The organism is Pseudomonas sp. H1_A03 (assembly GCF_054685145.1).
Window position 1 is genome coordinate 4475459 of the sequence record NZ_CP162829.1, and the last position, 22585, is coordinate 4498043.

Genomic DNA, 22585 nt, shown 5'->3' on the forward strand with positions numbered 1-22585 from the left:
CTACCGACTCTCTCTGACGATGGCTCATTGGCAAACCTCATGCTGACGATTGGTTTTCCCTATCAGGTGACTGTATTAATAGAAGAAATCTCAAAGCAGCGGTTGCGTCGCCAAAGTCATGCCTGGAAAGGGCGTCGCTTCAACATAGCGCATGGCAGATTTCATGTCGCTCCAGCCGACGTAACTCATCAACGACTTCAAATCCCAGCCACTGCGATGCGCCCACGTGGCAAAGCCTCGGCGCAATGAGTGGCTGGTGTATTGCTCGGCGGGGATGCCGGCGCGTTCCAGCGCCTGGCGCAACAATGGAATCACGCTGTTGGGGTGCAACCCCTCCGCCCCGAGGTTGCCCCAGCGATCAATGCCGCGAAACACCGGGCCACGCACCAGGGCCGAGGCGCTGAGCCATTCACTGTAGGCTTGCACCGGGCACAAACGCAGCAGCGCCGGGGTGTGATAAATCTTGCCGAGGTTGTCGCGGTCGCTTTTGCTGCGCGGTAGATAAAGGCTAATGCCGGTACCCGGTGTGGCCTGCACATGCTCAATATCGAGGCGACACAGCTCATCGCTGCGAAAGCCACGCCAGAAACCCAACAGAATCAGCGCAGTATCCCGCTTGGCACGCAGCAACCGGGGCTGATCCTGTGCCTGGGCTGCCTCTTTCGCGTCGACCTCAAGCGAAGCAACCACCTGTTCCAAATGCTTGAGCTGCAACGGCTCGGCTTGCTTCTCCTGCGCTGGGTGCACGGCACGAATGCCCTTGAGCACCTTGCGCACCACCGGCGCTTTGGTCGGGTCGGGAAACCCCTGGCTCGTATGCCATTGCGCCAATGCTGACAGGCGCAGCTTCAAGGTGTTCACGGCCAACACGCCTGCGTGAGCGACCAAGTAGCGCGCCACGCTGTCGCTGGTCGCAGGCAGGAACCCGCCCCAACTCACTTCAAAGTGCTCGATAGCGGCGCGATAACTGCGTCGCGTGTTGTCGCGGGTGGCGGCGTTGAGATAACGATCGAGATCGCTCATAGAAGGCCTATTCGTACTGCTGGCAGGTGTTTTCGCGGATAAAACGCTGATGACACGGGATAATACGCCAATATCCCATCTGTTAATTCATGATTTCAAACAATTTTTAATTGATGATATAGTATGTAAATACATACTACGTATCACAGTACTAAATCGACGGAGACCCCATGGCTCGCGGCGGCATCAATAAAGCAGTAGTTCAAACGGCACGCCTGGCAATCCTCGCCCGCGGCGAAAACCCCAGCATCGACGCCGTACGTATCGAAATGGGCAACACGGGCTCTAAAACCACGATTCATCGGTATTTAAAGGAGCTGGACGAGAGCGAAACCCGCCTCACCATCACCGAAGCGCCGATCGACGACGAGCTTGGCGAGCTGGTGGCGCGGCTGGCTCAACGCCTGAAGGAGAAAGCCCAGGAGCCAATCGATCTGGCCCTGGCGCAATTCGAGCAGCAGAAAGCCGCCCTGCTCGCCCAGATCGAAGACCTTGAGGAGGCTCAAAGCCAACTCAAGCAACAATTCGATATCCAATCCGCGGCCCTGGCAGAAGAAAGCGCAGCGCTGCAAACGGCCAGCACCAGCCTGCAGACCGAGCAAACCCGTAACGCCGGGCTGAGCCAGGCGTGCAGCGATTACGAGCTACGGATCAACGACAAGGACGAACAGATTCGTTCGCTGGAAGAAAAGCACCTGCACGCCCGCGATGCTCTGGAGCATTACCGCAATGCGATCAAGGAACAGCGCGAACAGGAACAGCGCCGCCACGAAGGGCAGCTGCAACAGGTACAGGCCGAATTGCGCCAGGCCCAGCAGAGCGCGATGGTGCGCCAGGATGAGATCACCCAACTGCATCGCGACAATGAGCGACTGTTGATCGAACATCGCGTGACCGCGAAGGAGCTGGCTGCGCTGCAAGAACAATCGCGCAAAGACCAGGCTCAGCAGCTCCAACTGAGCGAGCAGGTAAGCCTGATTGAAAGCGAACGCACCCTGCTTCAGGAGCGTCTGCGGGTTGCCGTGCTGGAGAGCCAATCACGCCAGGAAGCGTTGACCGAACACCAGCACACCAACAAAACCTTGGAACTGGACCTGATCAAGGCCCAGGCGAGCATCGAGGCATTGCGCCTGGCCGCCGCCATTGCAACGGCGCCAGAGGCAACACCCGAGGCTTGATCAGTTCGCCACAGGCGTGCGCATGGTGACGAACTCTTCCGCCGCCGTGGGATGCACGCCGATGGTCTCATCGAAATGTTGCTTGGTCGCGCCAGCCTTGAGCGCAATCGCCAGACCCTGGACGATTTCGCCGGCATCCGGGCCGACCATGTGACAACCCAGTACCTTGTCGGTGTCGGCGTCGACCACTAACTTCATCAGGGTCTTTTCCTGACATTCGGTCAGGGTCAACTTCATCGGCCGGAAACGGCTTTCGAAGACCTGCACCTTATGGCCCTTCTCTTTCGCTTCTTCTTCGCTCAGGCCGACCGTGCCGATGTTTGGCAGGCTGAATACGGCGGTCGGGATCATCGCGTAATCAACCGGGCGATATTGCTCAGGCTTGAACAGACGGCGCGCCACGGCCATGCCTTCGGCCAGGGCAACCGGTGTCAGCTGCACGCGCCCGATCACGTCGCCGATGGCCAGGATCGACGATTCGGCGGTCTGGTACAGGTCATCCACTTCAACGAAACCGCGCTTGTCGAGTTTGACCCCTGTGTTTTCCAGCCCCAGATTGTCCAGCATTGGACGGCGACCCGTGGCGTAGAACACGCAGTCAGCCTCCAGCACGCGACCGTCTTTCAGCGTGGCTTTGAGGCTGCCATCGGCTTGTTTGTCGATGCGCTCGATGTCGGCATTGAATTGCAGGTCCAGGCCGCGCTTGGTCAACTCTTCCTTCAGGTGCGTGCGCACCGAACCGTCGAAGCCGCGCAGGAACAGGTCACCGCGGTACAGCAATGAGGTCTGAGCGCCCAGGCCATGGAAAATCCCGGCGAATTCAACCGCAATGTAACCGCCGCCAACCACCAGCACGCGCTTGGGCAACGCCTTGAGGAAGAACGCCTCATTGGAGCCAATCGCGTGTTCACGCCCTGGAATTTCAGGAATCTGCGGCCAGCCACCAGTGGCAATCAAAATATGTTTGGCGGTAAAGCGCTCACCGTTGATTTCCACCTGATGCGGATCAACCAGGCGCGCATGCCCCTCATGCAGGGTCACGCCGCTGTTGACCAGCAGGTTGCGGTAGATGCCGTTCAGGCGGTTGATTTCACGGTCTTTATTGGCGATCAGGGTCGCCCAATCAAAGTTCGCTTCCCCCAGAGACCAGCCAAACCCGCTGGCCTGCTCGAAATCTTCGGAAAAATGTGCGCCGTACACCAACAGTTTTTCGGCACGCAGCCGACGTTGACGCAAGTACCACCCAGGTAGCGGCTTTCCGCCACGGCCACCTTGGCACCAAAGCCAGCGGCAAAACGCGCTGCGCGAACACCGCCGGAACCGGCGCCAATTACATACAGGTCAAAATCGTAGGCCATTTCACTCTCCTCGGCAGGACATCAGCATACCGACTTAGATGGGGCTGAAAAACGAAAAAGCCACCCGAAGGTGGCTTTCTCTTACAACAGACGGGCTAACGTGGATCAGTAAGCCTTGCCGGTCTTGTAGAAGTGCTCAAAGCAGAAGTTGGTCGCTTCGATGTAGCCTTCAGCGCCGCCGCAGTCAAAACGCTGGCCTTTGAATTTGTAGGCGATCACGCAACCATCTTTGGCTTGCTTCATCAGGGCGTCAGTGATCTGGATCTCGCCGCCTTTACCTGGCTCCGTTTCTTCGATCAGTTTGAAGATGTCCGGCGTCAGGATGTAACGACCGATGATCGCCAGGTTCGACGGCGCATCTTCAGGGGCTGGCTTCTCGACCATGTCACGAACGCGGATCAGGCCGTCGCCAATGTCGTCACCGGCAATCACGCCGTATTTGTTGGTTTGCGATGGATCGACTTCCATGACCGCAACAATGGTGCAACGGTATTTCTGGTACAGCTTGACCATTTGGGTCAGCACGCCGTCGCCATCGAGGTTCACACACAGGTCATCCGCCAGTACCACAGCGAACGGTTCGTCACCGATCAGCGGGCGACCGGTCAGGATGGCGTGGCCGAGGCCTTTCATCTGAGTCTGACGGGTGTAGGAGAACGAGCACTCGTCCAGCAGCTTGCGGATGCCGACCAGGTATTTCTCTTTGTCGGTGCCTTTGATCTGGTTTTCCAGCTCGTAGCTGATGTCGAAGTGATCTTCCAGCGCGCGCTTACCACGGCCGGTCACAATGGAGATTTCGTTCAGACCGGCATCCAGTGCCTCTTCGACGCCGTACTGAATCAGTGGCTTGTTCACCACCGGCAGCATCTCTTTGGGCATGGCCTTGGTCGCTGGCAAGAAGCGAGTGCCGTAACCGGCTGCTGGGAACAAGCATTTCTTGATCATATGGGTCCTTACAAAGGGCTGTGCGTACGGAATTCGGCGCAGTCTAATGAGGCCGCAGGCACCTTACAATGGGTCCTGCTGGCGTTGCGATGTCATCATAGAGAAAAAATGTCAGCGTAAGTTCCGCTGGTCTTGTGAAGAGGGTCTCCACCGACACGGCAAAAAACGCCTGCACCTCAGTGTTTCTATGCGCTGCATCCTTTTTAGCATGCTTTTGCGATCAGGACACTGACCTAGAATAACTTGCCCGGCCCTGCAACATTTGGCGCTATCATTACGCCCTTGAACCACACGACGAGATTGATAGATGTCAGAACCCAAAGGCGTAAACGGCTACCTGATCACGCAGCGAGCGGACGGTTGGCACCTGATCAATTTCCACGGCGACAGTGTCGCCGGGGCCTTCGCCACCGAAAGCCAAGCGATTGCGGTAGCCGAAGTATTTGTGGATGAAGCGGGTCACGCGTCGAGCAAACGGCCGAAAGGCAAGTAAGTTCCGCTGCGCTGCGCATGAAGCCCCGTTGTACGGGGCTTTTTTGTGGGCACCTATAAGGGTTGTTGCGCAGTAACAAAGCGACACTGGACAGTGTTGCACCAATGATCCTGTAATCCTATTCTTACAGCCCTGATAACAACTAAAAACCCATCCAAAACTGTTTGTAGTTAATGTCTTACAGGCAATTATTGATTTTTGGCAAAATGCCATACCCCTCTTACAAGCGATCATATGATAAGGCTACAAAACTAAGCGAATTAGGCGATTTAATTCTTTTAACGCAAGCCTGACAATGGCCCAAGTTCGAGCGTAGCCGCCATTTGCAATACAAGTAATTGGAAGATCCGATACTTTATCTGCAATGCGATCAGCGCCGAACTGAGTGCCCCGCACGTTTTAGATTAAGACGCGACGGTGGGTCCACGCCTGCCTGCAGGGTTTCTTTGTGACGGTTACTTATAGATGGGTCTTTGCTGATGAAAAATGAAATGAAAACTGCGCTGTTGTCTATTGGGCTGTTGGTCGGCTCGATGTCCGGTGCCCAGGCGGCAGATGGAACAATTACGTTTACTGGATCAGTCCACTCGGGTGCCTGCTCCATCAAACCTGAATCAGTCGACCAGACCATTCCCCTAGGGGCGATTGCCAAGCATCAACTGCAAGCGGGCGGTTCATCCAACCCTCGAAGCGTGCTGATTAAACTGGAAGGCTGTGACCTGACGGGTCTTACGGATAACACCGTGACCACGACCTTCACCGCCGCGCCGTCTTCTGCCGTTCCAGGCGGAATCGGCACCGTCGGCGGCGCCGGCAACATCGGCATCATGATGACCCACGGCAACACCCCCGTTGAACTGGGTGTTCCCACCACGCCTCAAGGGATTGTGGCCGGGGACAACACGCTGGAGTTCGGCGCTTATGTAAAAGGTGGCGCCACGGGTGACATCGTCCCAGGTGATTTCAGCGCCGTCACCAATTTCACCCTGGCTTATCAGTAAGCGCTTCCCCCGCCACCTCAGTGGCGGGGGAATCTGATGGGAGATAACGGTGAAAACATTCATAAGCGTCGCACTCGCCTCTTCTCTGACGATGTTCATCAGTCCAGGCGTTGCCGGGCAGGTACCCACCCAAGGCGATGGCATCGTCACGTTAAATGGAGAGGTCATTGACTCTGCGTGCGGGCTGGAATTGGCCAGCGCCGATCAATCCATCGAGATGCCTCCCGAACCCATCGGTCGCCTGTTGCGCAATACCGTAGGCGCACCTCACCCCTTCCAGTTGCGCCTGGTCAATTGCTCATTAACTCGCCCTGACCCGTCGCGCCCCGGTGAAACCCTGCCCGACTGGCAGCACCTGCGCGTCACGTTTGACGGCGCTCGCGATAGAGAAGGTCGCTCTTTCACGGCTTTCGGTGATTCGCAAGGCGTCGCGTTTCATATCTGGGATTCAGCAGGTCAGGAAAGTGTCCCAGGTGTGCCAATGGGCTTACACCCATTAAAGGAAGGCGACATGACACTCGACTACACGCTTCGTCTAGTCGGCAACGGACTGCCTTTGGTGCCGGGCGCTCATCTTGCCGCTGTGCGGTTTGAGTTGGAATACTTTTGAACAGTGATGGATTGCCTTCATGTTGAATGCGTCGAAAATCAAACATGCGTTGCGTCCAGGTTTCTTCGGCGGGGTTATGTCGCTCGCCGGGACTGCATTGGGCGCCGGGGATATCGAGTTTAATACCGACGTGCTTGATCTCAGTGATCGCACCAATATTGACTTGTCCCAGTTTGCGCGCAGCGGATTTATCCTGCCGGGCACCTACGCCATGGTCGTGCAGCTCAACAGCCAGCCGATCGCTGAGCAGTCGGTGGCATTTTACCCCCCGATAACGACCCCAAAGGCAGCCAGGCCTGCTTATCGTCCGATATTGTCGAGCAACTGGGCCTGAAAGCGTCTGGAGACGCAGAGCGCTTGTGGTGGAGAGGCGGCGAATGCCTGGATATTCAAAGCTTGCCAGGCATGGAGGTCAGCGGAGATCTGGCGACCTCTACGCTGAACATCAACCTCCCCCAAGCCTACCTTGAATACAGCACCATCAATTGGGATCCCCCCTCGCGCTGGGATGATGGGGTGCCCGGGCTGCTGATGGACTACAACGTAACGGCCCAGTCCACCTACCAAAAGCATGAGCAGGCGAGAAACAATTTCTCCGGCAACGGCACGCTGGGGGCTAACGCCGGCGCTTGGCGGCTGCGGGCGGATTGGCAGGGGCGCGTCGACAGAGACCGCGAAAATGCATCCAACCAGCCGAAGCTGGAGTGGAGTCGTTATTACGCTTATCGCGCCATCCCGGCACTGAAGGCGCGCCTTATCGTTGGCGAGGACTACCTGTATTCGGACCTGTTTGACAGCTTCCGGTATACCGGCGCCGCGCTCAACTCGGACGAAAGCCAGTTACCTCCCAACCTGCGTGGTTACGCACCGGAAGTTGTCGGAGTGGCTAAAACCAACGCCAGGGTCATCATCAGCCAGCAAGGGCGTGTGCTCTATGAAACGCTAGTGGCGGCAGGCCCCTTTCGGATCCAGGACCTCAATGACGCCGTCAGTGGCAGGCTGGATGTGCGGGTGGAGGAACAGGATGGCTCAGTGCATAGCTTCCAGATGGATACCGCCGGTGTTCCTTACCTGACCCGCCCTGGCCAGGTGCGCTACAAACTGGCGGCTGGCCGCCCATCGAATCTTCATTACAACGCCGATGGCGATTTTTTTGGCAGCGGCGAGTTCTCGTGGGGTGTCAGTAATGGCTGGTCGCTGTATGGCGGCGCAATAACGGATAACAACTACCACGCATTGTCTGTGGGCGTTGGGCGTGACTTGTTGATGTTCGGTGCGGTCTCGCTGGATGCCACTCAGTCCCACGCCACGCTATGGAATCAAACATTGGCGGGTAAATCCTACCGCCTTCAATACTCCAAGCACTTTGAACAGTACGACAGCCAGATTACTTTTGCAGGTTATCGCTTTTCCGAAAGGAATTACTTAAGCATGAGCGAGTACCTGGATGCTCGCCATTATGGATTGAACGGCGAACTTTCCGGGCGTAACGAGCGCGACAGTAGTTGGAAACCCATTGGCGACAGCAAGGCACTGTACACGGCGACCGTTAATAAGCAGTTCCGTGACTTGGGCGCCACCGTGTATGCAAGCTACAACAAACAAACTTATTGGGCACGGCCCGCGACGCAGCGCTGGAACTTATCAGTAGCACGTTATTTCAATGTGGGCAGTATCAAGAATATGAGTGCGTCCCTGAATGTATACCGTACGCTTGACTACAACTATAAGGATAACGGCGTGACGTTGTCGGTCAGTCTGCCCCTGGGCCGCACCGGCACACTGGCCCTGGACGCCAGTCGAACCGCAGGTAAGAACGCGTTATCCACGCGCTACAGTGATCGCCTCGATGAACGTAACAGCTACCAGCTCAGCGTCGGCGATAAAGCGGCCAGTGGGTACCTGAGCCATGTTGGAGATCAGGCAGATATCGATCTGGCAGCCAGCCAACAAGAAGGCAGGTACGCCAGCCTCAGCGTTTCCGCACGGGGTGGTGGCACGCTGACGCCTCACGGAGGGGCACTGCATCGCACCAACAGCACTGGCGGCACCCGCCTGATGGTCGACACCGCAGGCGTACCCGATGTGCCGGTGCGAGGCTACGGCACCCCAACACGCAGCAATGCCTTCGGCAAAGCCGTTATTTCCGATATCAGCAGCTATCAGCGCACAGCGGCCAGTGTCGACCTGGAAAGCCTGCCGGTGAACGTCGAAGCCACGCAGTCCGTTGCCCAGTTGACCCTCACCGAGGGCGCCATCGGATACCGCAGCCTGGACGTGATTGCCGGCGAAAAAGCCATGGCGGTTGTGCGTCTGGCGGATGGCAGCACGCCGCCGTTCGGCGCGACGGTGAAGAATGCGCGGCAGCAGGACACCGGCATTGTGAATGATGGCGGCGCGGTCTACCTCAGCGGTATCCAGGCCGGCGCGCAAATGACCGTGAGCTGGGGCGGCGCCGAACAATGCGTGCTCACCCTCCCCGACACCTTACCCGCCGATGGCTTGACCGACACCCTGCAACTGGGCTGCCGGACGGTCGCCAGTGAACAGACCTCGCCCGATCCAGCAGCGCTGACCGACAACAGCATCGAAACGGAGAACACATCCTCATGAACATTCGTCTCTCACTCCCCGCCCTCACATTGCTGGCCGTAGGCTTGAGCCCGTGTGCCAACGCCGCTGTCGGCCTGGACCGTACCCGCGTGATTTTTGATGGAGGAAAAAATGCCACCAGCGTCAACATCACCAACAACAATACCCAACTGCCGTATCTGGCCCAGGGCTGGCTGGAAGATGAAGAGGGAAAAAAGATCACCTCGCCCCTGATCGTGTTGCCGCCGGTTCAACGTCTTGAGCCGGGCAAGCAAAGCCAGGTCAAGGTACAGGCGTTGCCCGCTGCAAATTCGCTGCCACAGGATCGCGAAACGGTTTTCTACTTCAATTTGAGGGAAATTCCGCCACGCACCGACAAGGCCAATACCCTGCAAATTGCGCTGCAGACCCGCATCAAGTTGTTCTACCGGCCCCAAGCCATTACCCCAAGCCAACAAGACTTGTCCAACCCCTGGCAGGAAAAGCTCACCCTGACCCTCGAAGGCGAGCGATACACGGTGAATAACCCCACGCCGTACTACGTGACCCTGGTGGATGCGCGCAGCACCAAGGACGGCAAAACCGTGGCGGGCTTCGAGCCACAGATGGTGCCACCCAAAGGCGCACTGACCTTGGGCCCCACCGCCGCCGCGCTCGGCACCACGCCTTATTTGTCCTACGTCAACGACTACGGTGGACGTCCGCTGCTCGCCTTCACCTGCAGTGGCAACACGTGCAAAGTCAACGCGCCTAATGAGTAGCGCCCGCTGCCGGAGAACGTCATGAAGTCGCAGCAAATGAAGGTCTTGGGCGGCCTGCTACTGGCCTTGTTGCAAAGCGCCCAGGCGGCAGACGTCGAAGGGATGAATGGAATGTTGAATATTTCCGGGACGATGCATGAAACGCCCTGCAACCTGGAAATGACATCGCTTCATCAAACGATCGACCTGGGTGCAGTGTCAGCCAGTCAACTGCAACGGCCAGGAGACCAGGCAAAGCCGGTGGCCTTCGAGGTGCGGTTTACCGATTGCCATCGCACGGCCGGCAGCGTCCGCAGCGAACGTACGGGAAACCTGGCCTGGAGTGCTTTCCAACCGGTGTTGTCGGTGGCGTTTCTGGCGCCGGCTGATGCCGATGATCCACGCCTGGTCAAGGTTCAAGGGGTTTCCGGCATGGGCCTGCACTTGAGCGATGCACTGGGACGAGATGTGCAACTGGGTTTCAGGGGGAACCCTTGTTCCTGCCCTTGGGCAGTAACACCCAGGTCTGGACTGTCAGGCCGACGCGCACCTCCGCCTCGCTGAGCAGTGGCGCCTTTCGGGCCGTGGTGGATTTCAGGCTCAATTATGAGTAAGGGCATAACGATGGCTAGGACAACCGGCTCGCGGGCCATTCTTATCATGGGCGGCCTGCTTTGGGCCGTCGGCCTCAGTGTGCAGGCCAACACCAACCTGACCATCCGCGCGGTGATCATCGCGCCGCCACCCTGTGTGATTAATGGGGGCAACACGCTGGATGTGCCTTTTGGCAATGACCTGCTGACGTCCCGGATTGACGGCGTTAACTATCGTAAAAATGTGCCTTATACCGTCACCTGCGACTCCCCCTTCAGCAATGCGCTGACCCTTCAGCTCAGGGGCACGGGTGCTGCGTTTGACAGCCGTGTGCTGGTAACCCGCAAAACTGACCTCGGCGTCAAGCTGCTCGTCAATGGCAGTGACTGGCCATTGAATACTGTGGTGAATTTTACCTACCCGAATTTTCCGGCTGTGCAGGCGGTACCTGTCAAACGCGCGGGCAGCCAACTGACCGGGGGGGCATTTGATGCAGCCGCCACCCTGGTGATCGATTACCAATGAAGCCGCTTATCAATAAAGAGAAACGATCAATGACATTCAGGCCACGCCACGCGTTGCTCGCCTTGTGTTGCATCAGCCTTTGCAGTGCTGCGTCGGCGAACTTGACGTTCAGCGGAACGCTCAACGAGCCGCCCCCCTGCACGATTGACGCGGGCAGCACGATTGAAGTCGATTTCGGGGATATCGGCACCAAGCTGATCGATGGTGTGAGATACCGCAAAGGCGTTGGCTACACCATCAGTTGCGGTGCGACCACGATGCCCTGGCTCCTGAAGTTGAGCGTTAACGGTACAGCAACGACGTTTGACGCATCGGCGGTGCAGAGCAGTGTGCCTGAACTGGGTATCCGCTTGTTCCAGAACAATGTGCCGTTTCAACTCAACACGCCACTGGATATCACCCTCTCGTCGCCGCCGGTACTGGAAGTGGTCCCTGTGCAACGGCCGGGCGCAGTCCTTGCCCCCGCACGGTTTACGGCAGTGGCCACATTGCTGGCCGAATACCAATAGGAGTCGGGCGTATGCCATATCAAAGGGTTCATGAGCGCCGGCCCCACGCTGGGTTGGCACTCCTGCTTTGCTTCGGCCTCATTCCCACGGGGCATGCCGTGGATAACCTGAGGTTCAAGGGCAATCTGGTTGAACAGGCCTGCACGATCCGCCCTGGCGACGAGGCCATCGCGCTCGAACTTTGGGACGTGACCAGTAAGCACCTCTACATCAACACCCGCACGCAGGGTAAGGGGTTCAGATTGCACCTGGAGGCGTGCGACACCGCAATTGGCAAGACAGTGACCATCACCCTGGGCGGTAGAGAAAACATGGCGCTGCCTGGGTTGTTCGCCCTGGATGGCGGAAGTATTGCTGCCGGTATCGGCGTTGGCATAGAGACGCCGGACGACAAGCCTTTGCCCCTCAATACCCCCAGTGATGAACAGGTACTGAGCAATGGCAGCAATGTGATTGAACTCAAGGCTTATGTAAAAGGCGAGCCAAATGCGATCAGGGATCAGACGATCGGGCCTGGCGCCTACACGGTGACCTCGACCTTTACGCTGGACTATCCATAACAGCCCTGGACAAACCTCACATCTCTAACCGACGCCAGTGCCACCCCGAACTGAATGTTCACCGGGCACTGCCTGGAGAGATGCGCAACGAGAGAGAAAGATGAAACGACTTTATGCAGCCATGGTGCTTCTCGTCTTGATTGGCGTGACCTCAACCGCGAATGCAACCGATTGCCGCGTGAATGGTGGGCCTTGGATATTCGTCGGCTCCGGCGGGACACTCAACTTGCAGGTCCCCGTGACCGTCCAACTGGGTGCGGACAAAACCCGAATAATGCTCGAAGGGGTCAGGCTGGAATGTCGATTTTCCCACTACGGCGGTAGCCAGCCCTGGTATACCGACTACTGGGCAACGTCGGCAAGAGTCGGGCCCGCCTGGGTGCCTGGACCCAAATTCACTAACCAAGGCACGGGGCTGCGGATCAACGGCAGTTTCTACAACACCCCCATTCCAAATGGTATCCGGACGACGACCATGCTGAACAACTCCGTCGGCGTACCGGTCAATGTCACCCCCTACATTTTGGTCCGTAACAATCCGAGTAACCCTATCGATATCCGAGTCGGAGATGTGCTGGGGCGGCTCAATCTCGACCAGACAAATAACTACAATTCCGGCAGTTCAACGCTTGCGCTGACATATACCGCGGCCAACAATTTCTCCATCTCTCCGTCAACGTGCACGATCAACAATAACAACCCGATCAATATAGACTTCGGCACCGTAAACCAGCGGGCAATTGGCACCGACCCGCTCACAACGCCCATCCGCAGCAACCGCAGGCTCACCTACTCCTGCCCGAACGCCGGCATCACCACACCGATCACCATCACGTACAAAGGCAACCCGTCGTCGTTTGACACACGCCTGCTGGTAATGACCAACCCGAACGTCGGTACGGCGCTTGTGCGAGCGGGATCCGCCGTGCAAGTGAACGGTAAGTTCCTGACCCAGATCACCAACAGTGTCGGCGGCGACGATGTGACGTTTGCTTTGGTACGGCGAGCGGGTTCGTTGCCTGCCGCTGGAACCATAAGCGGGAGCGGCGTACTCGTGATGGGGGTGCCATGACCTGCGCCAGACACTGAAGTCCAAGGCATTTATGCCCAACCCAAGGGTGCGCAGTCGCGGAGTACATTCTTTGACTGCGCACCAGGTGGCAGTTCGCTATAATCCTGCACCAACGCCCCACGACAGTGTCAGCGCCCTCCTCCTACACCCTCGACGACGACCCAACTCATGAACAAGATTCTGGCACTGACTGCGGTACTGGCGCTCGCCGGCTGCACCACCACTTCTGACGTCTACCTGAAAAACGGCGAACAAGGCCTGACCATTGACTGTTCGGGCGAGGCCAACTCCTGGGCCAGTTGCTACGAAAAGGCGGATGCCTCGTGTGCGGGCACCGGCTACCGTATCGTCGGCACCGAGGGCACGCCTTCGCTCAAGGAAAGTGACAAGACCCTGGGGCAGGATGTGGGCAACTTCAAAAGTCGCAGTGTGGTGGTGGTCTGCAAGTAAGCGTTTCGCCTACAACTGAATATCGGCGAACTTGATGCCCAGGCTGCGGATGGTCTCTACCAGGTCATCCAGGCGCGCGAACGACTCGATTTCATCCTGATCATCCACCAGGAAAAAACTGCGGCCGCCGCTTTTCTTGAAGAATACGATCCACTCCCCCAGGTCGGCCGGATTCTGGATAATGTGAGTCGCCGATATCTGGCCTTCGGCCTGGCGAGCGCTGACGTGTTCACGCTTCATGAATGACTTCCCGAATAGACAAATGCCGCACAAACCGAGGGTTTGCGCGACATTTTTGCATTGATCGGACAACAGTTTAACGGATGCCTTGCCCGTTCAGCACGCCTTCTACGGTTTGGCCGTTGAGATTGGCCCCATCAGTACCCGATTCAGCGACATCATCACGACTCCATTTTTATAGTTATAAGCTTAGGCGCTTATGGCATAAACCTAAAAAGGCTAAGGGGGATTATCCCGTCGCGACAATTCCCAAATCGGGCCCAACAAAAAGCCTGGCACCACGATGGTGGGACCAGGCTTTTTATCGGATTAGAAGTAACAGGGTGAAACGGGCTATATCAGCCGGAGATGCACTCTTCGCCAGCTTTTTTCACGTCACCCGGACGGATCGGCACATTGGACATGCTCTCGTAGAGCTTGATGCTGCTACCACTGGAACGTTCATCAATTTCGAAAATTGCCGAAGGGTCGGCGGAAAACTTCTGCGGCACAATCACCTGCATACCCCCTTCCTTACGCGGTTCAATCTGCGGCGGCCGGCGAGTCGCCGACAATTTCTGTACCACGCACGCGGCGTATTCCTGTGGTTTTTTCCCGGAAATGACCGCCAAGGTCGGCGGCGTCTGCTTGATATCTGCAACCGAAGCACACCCACCAATCGCCAGGGCCAGAACCAACACACTCCACTTCATATAAAACCTCCGATAAAGAGCCTACGACAGCGGGGATGGTAAATTTCTCCCGCCCAAGTAGGATTTATCCCTGATAACTCGGTAAATAACTGTTTTAAATTGTCGATGTCGTTGAAGACGACCCGATAATAAACGTGCTGGGGCTGATAAACTCCATCTTAACCTACGTATCGTTCTGATTTTTCAGAAAAAGCCCTTCTGGAGACACCCCCATGAAATTCATCCACCAGCGCGAGCACCTCAACGAGGGAGACATTGTCGTCATCGAATGCTCGCAGACTTGTAATATCCGTCTGATGAGCGACGCGAATTTTCGCAGCTTCAAGAACGGCGGTCGCCACACCTACCACGGCGGCGCCTTCGACACGTTCCCTGCCAAAATCACCGCACCGAGCACCGGGTTCTGGAACATCACCCTGGACGTGGTCACGCGCCGCGCAATCAGCGTGACCCGCAAACCCGCGCTGTCCCACAAGATTCGCATTGTGCGTCGCACCAGCACCAAACTGAGCTGATCCGAACAGTCAATAGGAAATAGCCGTGACCGCTACCACCAAGTACGTAATCAAATACAAGCTCAACGGCGAACGCCGCTTTGAGTTCGCTCAACTGCACACCAACAGCGTAGAAGAAGCCAAGCAAGCCCTGGCGAAAATTCACGATGCCAGTGATGAAATCACCGACATCAACGTGAGCAAGGCACTGTAAGTCAATGCCTGGCCTCACGACTGATCTGTTCGCCGATGACGCCTTGCAGCAACCCGCAGGGCGCGAGCAAATTGGCGAACAGTCCTACGTGCTAAGAGGCTACGCCCTGCCCTGGGTTGAGCGTCTTCTGCCGGAACTGCGACGGGTGCTGGCTCAATCACCGTTTCGGCACATGGTGACACCTGGTGGCTTTACCATGTCGGCTGCATTGAGCAGTTGCGGCGATCTGGGCTGGACCACTGATGCCTCGGGCTATCGCTACTCGCCATTGGACCCGCGCAACCTTCAGCCATGGCCGCAGATGCCGGACGCCTTGCGCCAATTGGCCGTGTTGGCAGCGGCAGAAGCCGGCTTTCTCAACTTTGCGCCCGACGCCTGCCTGATCAACCGTTATGTACCCGGCGCGAAAATGGCCCTGCACCAGGACAAAGATGAGCGCCGCTACAGCGAACCGGTGGTGTCGGTCTCTTTTGGGTTGCCGGCGATTTTTCTGTTTGGCGGGCACGAGCGCAGTGACAAGCCCCAGAAAGTCTCGCTGTTCCATGGCGACGTGGTGGTGTGGGGCGGCGTGGACCGCTTGCGTTTTCATGGGGTGATGCCGATCAAGGAAGGCGTGCACCCGGTCATGGGCGCGCAACGCATCAATCTCACCTTCGCACTGCCGGCTGATTTGACCGCAAGCTTCAGAGTGCCAGGTGTTCACGGCACGACTAATCTGGCCAGGACCCGTCAAGAGTGCCGACCATGACCACCGAACAAGACCCCCGCTGGGCCGCCATTCTGGCCCGTGATCCCAAAGCCGATGCGCTGTTCGTCTATGGTGTGAAGACCACCGGCGTGTACTGTCGCCCGAGCAGCGCTTCGCGCTTGCCGCGCCCGGAAAATATCGAGTTCTTCGACACGGCTGCACAGGCCGAAGCGGCGGGTTATCGCGCCAGCAAACGCGCTGCCGGCGACCAGACGCAACTGGCAGCACACCATGCACAACGGGTGGCCGACGCCTGCCGGCATATCGAACAGGCCGACACCCCGCCCAGCCTGAACACGCTGGCCACGCAAGCCAAGCTGAGCCCCTTCCATTTTCACCGCGTGTTCAAAGCCGTCACCGGCCTGACCCCCAAGGGCTACGCCAGCGCCCATCGTTCACGCAAAGTGCGCGATGGCCTCAGGGGCCCGCACTCGGTGACCGATGCGCTGTATGACGCAGGCTTCAACTCCAACAGCCGCTTTTATGAATCCGCAGATCAATTGCTTGGCATGAAGCCCAGCGACTACAAAGCCGGCGGCACTAACACTGCGATCCTGTTTGCCATCGGGCAATGCTCGCTGGGTGCAATCCTGGTGGCGCAAAGTGCCCGTGGTGTGTGCGCGATTTTGCTCGGAGATGACCCGGACCGGTTGGCGCGTGATCTGCAGGATCAATTTCCCAAAGCCGAGCTGGTGGGCGCCGACCCGCACTTCGAACAGCTGGTCGCCCAGGTCGTGGGGTTTATCGAAGCGCCCGCGCTTGGCCTGGACTTGCCGCTGGATCTGCGTGGTACCGCGTTTCAGGAGCGCGTATGGCAAGCCTTGCGCGATATCCCTCCGGGGAGCACGGCCAGCTACGCGCAGATTGCAGCGCGGATCGGTGCGCCTAAGTCGTTCCGCGCAGTGGCCCAGGCCTGTGGCGCTAACAGCCTCGCGGTGGCAATCCCTTGCCACCGCGTAGTGCGCAGCAATGGCGACCTCTCGGGCTATCGCTGGGGCGTGGAGCGCAAGCAGCAGCTGCTGGAGCGTGAGAGCAAAATCTAACCCTGCTTGCGCTTGCGGAACTCGGCGACTTTATGACGGTTGCCACACAGCGCCATGCTGCACCAGCGACGCTTATGCGCTTTGGTACGGTCGTAGAACCACAGCACGCATTCAGGGTGTTCGCAGGTGCGGATCAGGTTGAAATCTGCATCCACGAGCAAGGTAGCGGCGGCTTCGGCGATCGGCGAAAGAAACTGTTCCGGCGTTTGCAGTTTGCGCTCACGCACCAACTGCAATTCACCCGGTGCCGGCCAGGACAGCTGTGGATGGCTGACGGCCTTGCGCAAAAAGCCATTGAGCGCCGCCGGATCAGCTTGCTCGCCCGCCTTGCGTGCCTCCAGCAAGGCCCGGATCACTTCCCGCAGCGTCTTCGCCGTTGCCAGTAACGCCCCGTCCTCGAACGCAGGCGTCGCACCCTCCTCGACCCAGCCCAAGCGGACCAACCAGCGCGCAACATCGGCGTCAGCCTGCCAGAACTCGAAGGGCTCGCCGTCGACGTTGGCGCGGGTGTTGAGCATGTCCAGTACCGGGTGATCGGCAAGGACATAGGGTTCCAGGGCTGCGTGGGTGGTCATGTTCAATCCTCTTGGGCGCGCTTCTATCGTAACCGCTATTAATTCATCCGGGTAGTTACAAAGAACACTTAGCTAACCAATATAAACAATTTGACAGGTTACATTTTTGAGCGCAGCTTTTGAAAAAGTAACCCGTATATCAATCCAATCAAGTTACATAGGTGCCTCATCATGACCACTCCAGCCCCCGTTGTTCACTACCGCCACATCGATGTCGATGGCGTACGCATGTTCTATCGAGAAGCCGGTGACCCGGCGGCCCCCGTCATGTTGCTGCTGCATGGTTTCCCCAGCTCGTCGCACATGTACCGCGACCTGATCCCCCTGCTCGCCACGCGTTTTCGGGTCATCGCGCCAGATTTACCGGGCTTCGGCTTCACCGAGGTACCGGCCGAGCGCAATTATCACTACAGCTTCGATAACCTGGCAGTCACGGTTGAGCATTTTGTCGATGCGCTGGCGCTGAGCCGTTACGCGCTGTATGTCTTCGATTACGGCGCACCGGTTGGTCTGCGCCTCGCGGTGGCTCACCCGGAACGGGTCAGCGCGCTGGTTTCGCAAAACGGGAATGCGTACTTGGAGGGCCTGGGCGATGCTTGGGCACCGATCCGCACCTACTGGGCCGAACCGAGCCAAGCCAACCGCGAAGTCATCCGCAGCGCGGTGATCAGCCTGGAAGGCACGCGCTACCAGTACCTGCACGGTGTAAACCACCCCGAGCGCGTGGCGCCGGAATCCTACATGCTGGATGTCCTGCTCATGCAGCGTCCCGGCAATGACGAGATCCAGCTGGACCTGTTCCTCGACTACCGTAACAACCTGACGCTGTACCCGGCGTTCCAGGCCTTTTTCAAGACGACGCACGTGCCAACGCTGGTGATCTGGGGCCAGAACGATCCCTTCTTCATTCCGCCAGGCGCACACGCCTACAAGACCGACAACCCCAACGCCGTGGTGGAACTGCTCGACACTGGCCACTTCGCCCTGGAAACCCATGCGGCACATATCGCCGAGCGAATTCACGCCGTCGTGGGCCATGCCATTGACTGATGGCGCACCACGAAACGGCACGTTCGTCCAGTGAATAAAACAGACTGGCCGGGTGCCAGGGGCCCTGTTAAAACAGCGTGAAGCCTCACTAACGCTGGAGACGCACCCCATGAGCACTTGGCCAGACACCCGCCTTCTCGACCTGTTGGGCATCGAAGTGCCGATCATCCAGGCCCCAATGGCGGTAGGCACCACCACTGCCATGGTGATCGCTGCCAATAATGCGGGCGCGCTGGGTTCATTGCCGGCCGCCGCACTGAGTATCGAGCAACTGCGCGAAGCGCTGACCGCCATCCGCCAGGCCAGCACGCGCCCGGTCAACGTCAATTTCTTCTGCCATCAACCCCCGCAACCTGACGCCGCAGGCGATCGACGCTGGAAAGAATTGCTGGAACCCTACTACCGCGAATTGGGTGCCGACTTTGATGCGCCAACACCGGTGTCCAACCGTGCCCCCTTCAATGACGCCGCCTGCCAGGTGGTCGAAGCATTCCGCCCCGAGGTCGTCAGTTTTCACTTTGGCCTGCCGGAAAAGTCCCTGCTGGATCGGGTAAAAGCCACCGGCGCCAAGGTGTTGTCCTCGGCCACCACCGTAGAGGAAGCCCTCTGGCTGGAACACCATGGCTGCGATGCAATCATCGCCATGGGCATTGAAGCAGGCGGGCATCGCGGCTTGTTTCTCAGCGATGACCTCAACACCCAGATCGGCCTGTTCGCCTTGTTGCCGCAAGTCGTCGACGCCGTCCGCGTGCCGGTGATCGCGGCCGGGGGTATCGGCGATGCGCGTGGGATTGTCGCAGCGTTTGCCCTTGGCGCCTCGGCGGTGCAGATCGGTACGGCGTACCTGTTTACCCCTGAAGCCAACGTCACGGCTTCGCACCACCATGCGCTGCGTCATGCCCAGGCCAGCGAAACGGCACTGACCAACCTGTTTACCGGCCGCCCGGCACGCGGCATCGTCAACCGCGTGATGCGTGAGTTGGGTGCGATCAACCCGGCCGCTCCAGCGTTCCCGACCTCAGGCGGCGCGCTGATGCCGCTCAAGGCCAAGGATGAAGCGGGCTTCAGCAACCTGTGGTCCGGTCAGGCACTGCGCCTGGGCAAAGACACGACCACGTATGAGCTGACGCGCGAACTGGCAGAACAGGCCCTGGCCAAGCTCAAGTAGATCCGTCATCCGTGGCAACTTTGCACTGTACCGGCACCGGCCAACCGCTATATATTCTCGTACATAGCGGTTAAGCCTTCTATCTATAACAAGCCGTACACCCTCAAAGGAGCTGCTTCATGAAGATTCACGCCTCACGCCTGGCCGTTCTGGTCGCGGCGCTGGCCTTTGGCTCGGCGCAGGCCGATGAAGTCCAAGTGGCCGTGGCCGCCAATTTCACCGCACCGATCCAGGCGATTGCCGCCGACTTCGAAAAAGAGACCGGCCACAAACTGGTCGCCGCCTACGGCGCCACCGGCCAGTTCTACACCCAGATCAAGAATGGCGCGCCGTTCGAAGTGTTCCTGAGCGCCGACGACGCCACCCCGCAAAAACTCGAAACCGAAGGCGATACCGTCAAGGGGTCACGCTTCACCTACGCCGTTGGCACCCTGGCCCTGTGGTCGGCGAAAGAAGGTTATGTCGATGCCAAAGGTGAAGTGCTGAAGAAAAACCAGTTCACACATCTGTCGATTGCCAACCCGAAAACGGCACCTTACGGCCTGGCCGCGACCCAAGTATTGGCCAAACAAGGGCTGACCGAGCAGGTCAAGGACAAGCTCGTTGAGGGTCAGAACATCACCCAGGCCTATCAGTTTGTGTCCACCGGCAACGCCGAGCTGGGCTTTGTGGCCTTGTCGCAGATCTATAAAGACGGCAAAGTCACCAGCGGTTCGGCGTGGATCGTTCCAGCCTCCCTGCACGACCCGATCAAACAGGACGCGGTCATCCTCAACAAGGGCAAAGACAGCGCCGCTGCCAAGGCACTGGTTGAATACCTCAAGGGGCCTAAAGCCGCTGCCGTCATCAAGTCCTACGGTTACGAGCTCTAAATGCCGCTATCGAGTGCCGATTTTTCCGCTATCTGGTTGACCCTCCAGCTCGCCTCACTGACCACGGTGATCTTGCTGGTCATCGGCACTCCCATCGCCCTGTGGCTGTCGCGCACCCGCTCCTGGTGGCGCGGCCCCATCGGTGCCATCGTCGCCTTGCCGTTGGTGTTGCCACCCACGGTGATTGGTTTTTACCTGCTGTTGGCCATGGGCCCCAATGGCTACTTCGGCCAGTTCACTCAATGGCTGGGCCTGGGCACCCTCACCTTCAGCTTCGCCGGGCTGGTCATCGGTTCGGTGATCTATTCCATGCCGTTTGTAGTGCAGCCCTTGCAGAACGCCTTCTCCGCCATTGGCACGCGCCCGCTCGAAGTGGCCGCGACCCTGCGCGCCAATCCTTGGGATACGTTTTTTACGGTGATTTTGCCTTTGGCACGGCCGGGGTTTATCACCGCCTCCATCCTGGGTTTTGCGCACACCGTCGGCGAATTCGGCGTGGTGCTGATGATCGGCGGCAATATCCCGGACAAGACCCGGGTGGTCTCCGTACAAATCTACGACCATGTCGAAGCCATGGAATATGCCCAGGCCCATTGGCTGGCCGGCTCCATGGTGGTGTTCGCGTTCCTGGTGTTGCTGGCGCTCTACTCCAGCCGTAAAACAAAGGTGAGCTGGAGCTGATGCCAATGATTGATGTGCGCCTGCAACTCACGTATTCGGGCTTTGCCCTCGAGGTTGACCTTCACCTGCCCGGTCGCGGCGTGACCGCGCTCTACGGGCATTCCGGTTCCGGCAAGACCACCTGCCTGCGTTGTATCGCCGGGCTGGAGCGCGCCGAAGACGGTTTCATCCAGATCAATGATGAGGTGTGGCAAGACAGCCGCAACGGGGTGTTTGTGCCACCGCATAAGCGTGCCGTGGGTTACGTGTTTCAGGAGGCCAGCCTGTTTGCGCATTTGTCGGTGCGGGCGAACCTGGAATTTGGCCTCAAGCGCATCCCCCGTCAGCAACGCCGTGTGGACATGGCCCAGGCCACGCAGTTATTGGCGATCGGCCACCTGCTCGACCGTAACCCCCAGCATCTTTCCGGCGGTGAACGCCAACGCATCGGTATCGCCCGCGCCTTGCTCACCAGCCCGAAGTTGCTGTTGATGGACGAACCCCTGGCCGCCCTCGACAGCCAGCGCAAAGGTGAAATCCTGCCGTACCTCGAACGTCTGCACGATGAACTGGATATCCCGGTGCTGTATGTCAGCCATGCTCAGGATGAGGTCGCACGCCTGGCCGATCACATCGTCTTGCTCAGCGACGGAAAGGCCCTGGCCAGCGGCCCCATTGGCGAAACCCTGGCGCGCCTCGACCTGCCCCTGGCACGGGGCGATGACGCTGGCGTGGTGATCAACGGCACGGTCAGTGCCTACGACGAACATTATCAGCTGCTCACGCTGCAACTGCCCGACAGCGCCCTGCACATGCGCGTGGCCCATGCACCGTTGGCCGTGGGCAAAGCGTTGCGCATCAAAGTCCAGGCACGTGATGTGAGCCTCAGCCTGCAGGCAGAAGAACACAGCAGCATCCTCAATCGCCTGCCGGTGACGGTGACCCAGGAAGTTCCGGCGGACAACAGCGCACACGTGCTGGTACGCCTGAACGCAGGTGGCACGCCGTTGCTGGCACGTATCACGCGGTTCTCCCGCGACCAGTTGCAATTGCACCCCGGCCAGACACTGTGGGCGCAGATCAAGGCGGTGGCTGTGTTGGCGTAGGCAACCTTTTGGCACGACCGCAAACGGCTGCGGTCAATCAGACATACCGGCCTGATTTGTTGCCAAGGAACCC

At 58.5% G+C, this 22585-nt stretch carries 25 protein-coding genes and 3 pseudogenes; 22 read left to right on the plus strand and 6 right to left on the minus strand.

What is annotated here, in order from left to right; all coding sequences use genetic code 11:
* Nucleotides 1–90 precede the first annotated feature (90 nt).
* The gene (locus tag AB4O35_RS20815) at nucleotides 91–1023 is read right to left on the minus strand and encodes a site-specific integrase (RefSeq protein WP_065880545.1); all 933 of its coding nucleotides are present in this window, start codon (nucleotides 1021–1023) and stop codon (nucleotides 91–93) included.
* A gap of 170 nt (nucleotides 1024–1193) precedes the next feature.
* Between AB4O35_RS20815 and AB4O35_RS20820 the strand changes: the two genes are divergently transcribed.
* Entirely contained in the window at nucleotides 1194–2201 is a 1008-nt protein-coding gene (locus tag AB4O35_RS20820; protein WP_065945287.1) for a DNA-binding protein, read from the plus strand.
* Here AB4O35_RS20820 and gorA read toward each other — a convergent pair.
* Nucleotides 2202–3559, minus strand: a pseudogene (gene gorA, locus AB4O35_RS20825) (glutathione-disulfide reductase).
* Between the two features lie 105 nt (nucleotides 3560–3664).
* Entirely contained in the window at nucleotides 3665–4504 is an 840-nt protein-coding gene (gene galU, locus AB4O35_RS20830) for a UTP--glucose-1-phosphate uridylyltransferase GalU (protein ID WP_046068218.1), read from the minus strand.
* 307 nt (nucleotides 4505–4811) lie between these two features.
* Here galU and AB4O35_RS20835 point away from each other — a divergent pair, with 307 nt between their 5' ends.
* From AB4O35_RS20835 to AB4O35_RS20890, 12 genes and pseudogenes are all read left to right on the plus strand, one after another.
* Entirely contained in the window at nucleotides 4812–4997 is a 186-nt protein-coding gene (locus AB4O35_RS20835; protein ID WP_049713265.1) for a hypothetical protein, read from the plus strand.
* A gap of 491 nt (nucleotides 4998–5488) precedes the next feature.
* Nucleotides 5489–5998, plus strand: a complete 510-nt coding sequence (locus AB4O35_RS20840; RefSeq protein WP_065873242.1) for a fimbrial protein — start codon at nucleotides 5489–5491, stop codon at nucleotides 5996–5998.
* Between the two features lie 49 nt (nucleotides 5999–6047).
* On the plus strand, nucleotides 6048–6608 hold the full coding sequence (locus AB4O35_RS20845; protein ID WP_065880547.1) for a fimbrial protein: 561 nt from the start codon (nucleotides 6048–6050) through the stop codon (nucleotides 6606–6608).
* A 19-nt stretch (nucleotides 6609–6627) separates the two neighbouring features.
* On the plus strand, nucleotides 6628–6942 hold the full coding sequence (locus AB4O35_RS20850; RefSeq protein ID WP_460149260.1) for a FimD/PapC N-terminal domain-containing protein: 315 nt from the start codon (nucleotides 6628–6630) through the stop codon (nucleotides 6940–6942).
* Nucleotides 6939–9221, plus strand: a complete 2283-nt coding sequence (locus AB4O35_RS20855) for a fimbria/pilus outer membrane usher protein (RefSeq protein WP_460149654.1) — start codon at nucleotides 6939–6941, stop codon at nucleotides 9219–9221. Before AB4O35_RS20850 ends, AB4O35_RS20855 begins: the two co-directional genes overlap by 4 nt.
* The gene (locus tag AB4O35_RS20860; protein WP_139113194.1) at nucleotides 9218–9961 is read left to right on the plus strand and encodes a fimbria/pilus periplasmic chaperone; all 744 of its coding nucleotides are present in this window, start codon (nucleotides 9218–9220) and stop codon (nucleotides 9959–9961) included. Before AB4O35_RS20855 ends, AB4O35_RS20860 begins: the two co-directional genes overlap by 4 nt.
* A gap of 21 nt (nucleotides 9962–9982) precedes the next feature.
* A pseudogene (locus AB4O35_RS20865) lies at nucleotides 9983–10554 on the plus strand (fimbrial protein).
* 10 nt (nucleotides 10555–10564) lie between these two features.
* A complete protein-coding gene (locus tag AB4O35_RS20870; protein ID WP_065945284.1) occupies nucleotides 10565–11059 on the plus strand; it encodes a fimbrial protein in 495 nt (164 codons plus the stop codon).
* Between the two features lie 29 nt (nucleotides 11060–11088).
* Nucleotides 11089–11568 carry a fimbrial protein gene (locus AB4O35_RS20875; RefSeq protein WP_065873038.1) on the plus strand — a complete coding sequence of 160 codons (480 nt, stop codon included), beginning with the start codon at nucleotides 11089–11091 and terminating at the stop codon, nucleotides 11566–11568.
* 11 nt (nucleotides 11569–11579) lie between these two features.
* A complete protein-coding gene (locus tag AB4O35_RS20880) occupies nucleotides 11580–12128 on the plus strand; it encodes a fimbrial protein (RefSeq protein ID WP_065873037.1) in 549 nt (182 codons plus the stop codon).
* Between the two features lie 100 nt (nucleotides 12129–12228).
* The gene (locus AB4O35_RS20885; RefSeq protein ID WP_065909374.1) at nucleotides 12229–13200 is read left to right on the plus strand and encodes a fimbrial protein; all 972 of its coding nucleotides are present in this window, start codon (nucleotides 12229–12231) and stop codon (nucleotides 13198–13200) included.
* Nucleotides 13201–13368: 168 nt separating this feature from the next.
* The gene (locus AB4O35_RS20890; protein ID WP_065873035.1) at nucleotides 13369–13650 is read left to right on the plus strand and encodes a hypothetical protein; all 282 of its coding nucleotides are present in this window, start codon (nucleotides 13369–13371) and stop codon (nucleotides 13648–13650) included.
* Nucleotides 13651–13659: 9 nt separating this feature from the next.
* Here the strand turns inward: AB4O35_RS20890 and AB4O35_RS20895 are convergent, their stop codons facing one another.
* Nucleotides 13660–13890, minus strand: coding sequence for a hypothetical protein (locus AB4O35_RS20895; protein ID WP_065873034.1), 231 nt, complete (start codon nucleotides 13888–13890; stop codon nucleotides 13660–13662).
* A 338-nt stretch (nucleotides 13891–14228) separates the two neighbouring features.
* A complete protein-coding gene (locus AB4O35_RS20900; protein ID WP_065873033.1) occupies nucleotides 14229–14582 on the minus strand; it encodes a hypothetical protein in 354 nt (117 codons plus the stop codon).
* Nucleotides 14583–14794: 212 nt separating this feature from the next.
* On the opposite strand from AB4O35_RS20900, the gene AB4O35_RS20905 reads away from it, so the two are divergent.
* From AB4O35_RS20905 to ada, 4 genes and pseudogenes are all read left to right on the plus strand, one after another.
* Complete coding sequence (locus AB4O35_RS20905; protein WP_027606593.1) at nucleotides 14795–15097, plus strand: DUF1883 domain-containing protein; 303 nt, start codon at nucleotides 14795–14797, stop codon at nucleotides 15095–15097.
* A 25-nt stretch (nucleotides 15098–15122) separates the two neighbouring features.
* Nucleotides 15123–15290 (plus strand): hypothetical protein, encoded by a 168-nt coding sequence (locus tag AB4O35_RS20910; protein WP_098467678.1) that lies wholly within the window; start codon nucleotides 15123–15125, stop codon nucleotides 15288–15290.
* A gap of 4 nt (nucleotides 15291–15294) precedes the next feature.
* Nucleotides 15295–15945: pseudogene (gene alkB, locus AB4O35_RS20915) on the plus strand (DNA oxidative demethylase AlkB); the annotation flags it as partial.
* 89 nt (nucleotides 15946–16034) lie between these two features.
* Nucleotides 16035–17081, plus strand: a complete 1047-nt coding sequence (ada, locus tag AB4O35_RS20920; protein ID WP_065873031.1) for a bifunctional DNA-binding transcriptional regulator/O6-methylguanine-DNA methyltransferase Ada — start codon at nucleotides 16035–16037, stop codon at nucleotides 17079–17081.
* Here the strand turns inward: ada and AB4O35_RS20925 are convergent.
* Nucleotides 17078–17656, minus strand: coding sequence for a CGNR zinc finger domain-containing protein (locus AB4O35_RS20925; protein WP_065873030.1), 579 nt, complete (start codon nucleotides 17654–17656; stop codon nucleotides 17078–17080). The two genes, ada and AB4O35_RS20925, sit on opposite strands and share 4 nt — an antisense overlap.
* Before the next feature lie 171 nt (nucleotides 17657–17827).
* On the opposite strand from AB4O35_RS20925, the gene AB4O35_RS20930 reads away from it, so the two are divergent.
* The 5 genes from AB4O35_RS20930 to modC all read left to right on the plus strand — a co-directional run bounded on the left by AB4O35_RS20930 (nucleotide 17828) and on the right by modC (nucleotide 22512).
* The gene (locus AB4O35_RS20930; protein ID WP_065873029.1) at nucleotides 17828–18706 is read left to right on the plus strand and encodes an alpha/beta fold hydrolase; all 879 of its coding nucleotides are present in this window, start codon (nucleotides 17828–17830) and stop codon (nucleotides 18704–18706) included.
* 109 nt (nucleotides 18707–18815) lie between these two features.
* Entirely contained in the window at nucleotides 18816–19874 is a 1059-nt protein-coding gene (locus AB4O35_RS20935; RefSeq protein ID WP_065880551.1) for an NAD(P)H-dependent flavin oxidoreductase, read from the plus strand.
* A 119-nt stretch (nucleotides 19875–19993) separates the two neighbouring features.
* A complete protein-coding gene (gene modA / locus AB4O35_RS20940) occupies nucleotides 19994–20746 on the plus strand; it encodes a molybdate ABC transporter substrate-binding protein (RefSeq protein ID WP_065909376.1) in 753 nt (250 codons plus the stop codon).
* The gene (gene modB / locus AB4O35_RS20945) at nucleotides 20747–21427 is read left to right on the plus strand and encodes a molybdate ABC transporter permease subunit (protein ID WP_065873026.1); all 681 of its coding nucleotides are present in this window, start codon (nucleotides 20747–20749) and stop codon (nucleotides 21425–21427) included.
* Between the two features lie 5 nt (nucleotides 21428–21432).
* The gene (modC, locus tag AB4O35_RS20950; protein ID WP_065880552.1) at nucleotides 21433–22512 is read left to right on the plus strand and encodes a molybdenum ABC transporter ATP-binding protein; all 1080 of its coding nucleotides are present in this window, start codon (nucleotides 21433–21435) and stop codon (nucleotides 22510–22512) included.
* Nucleotides 22513–22585: the final 73 nt, after the last annotated feature.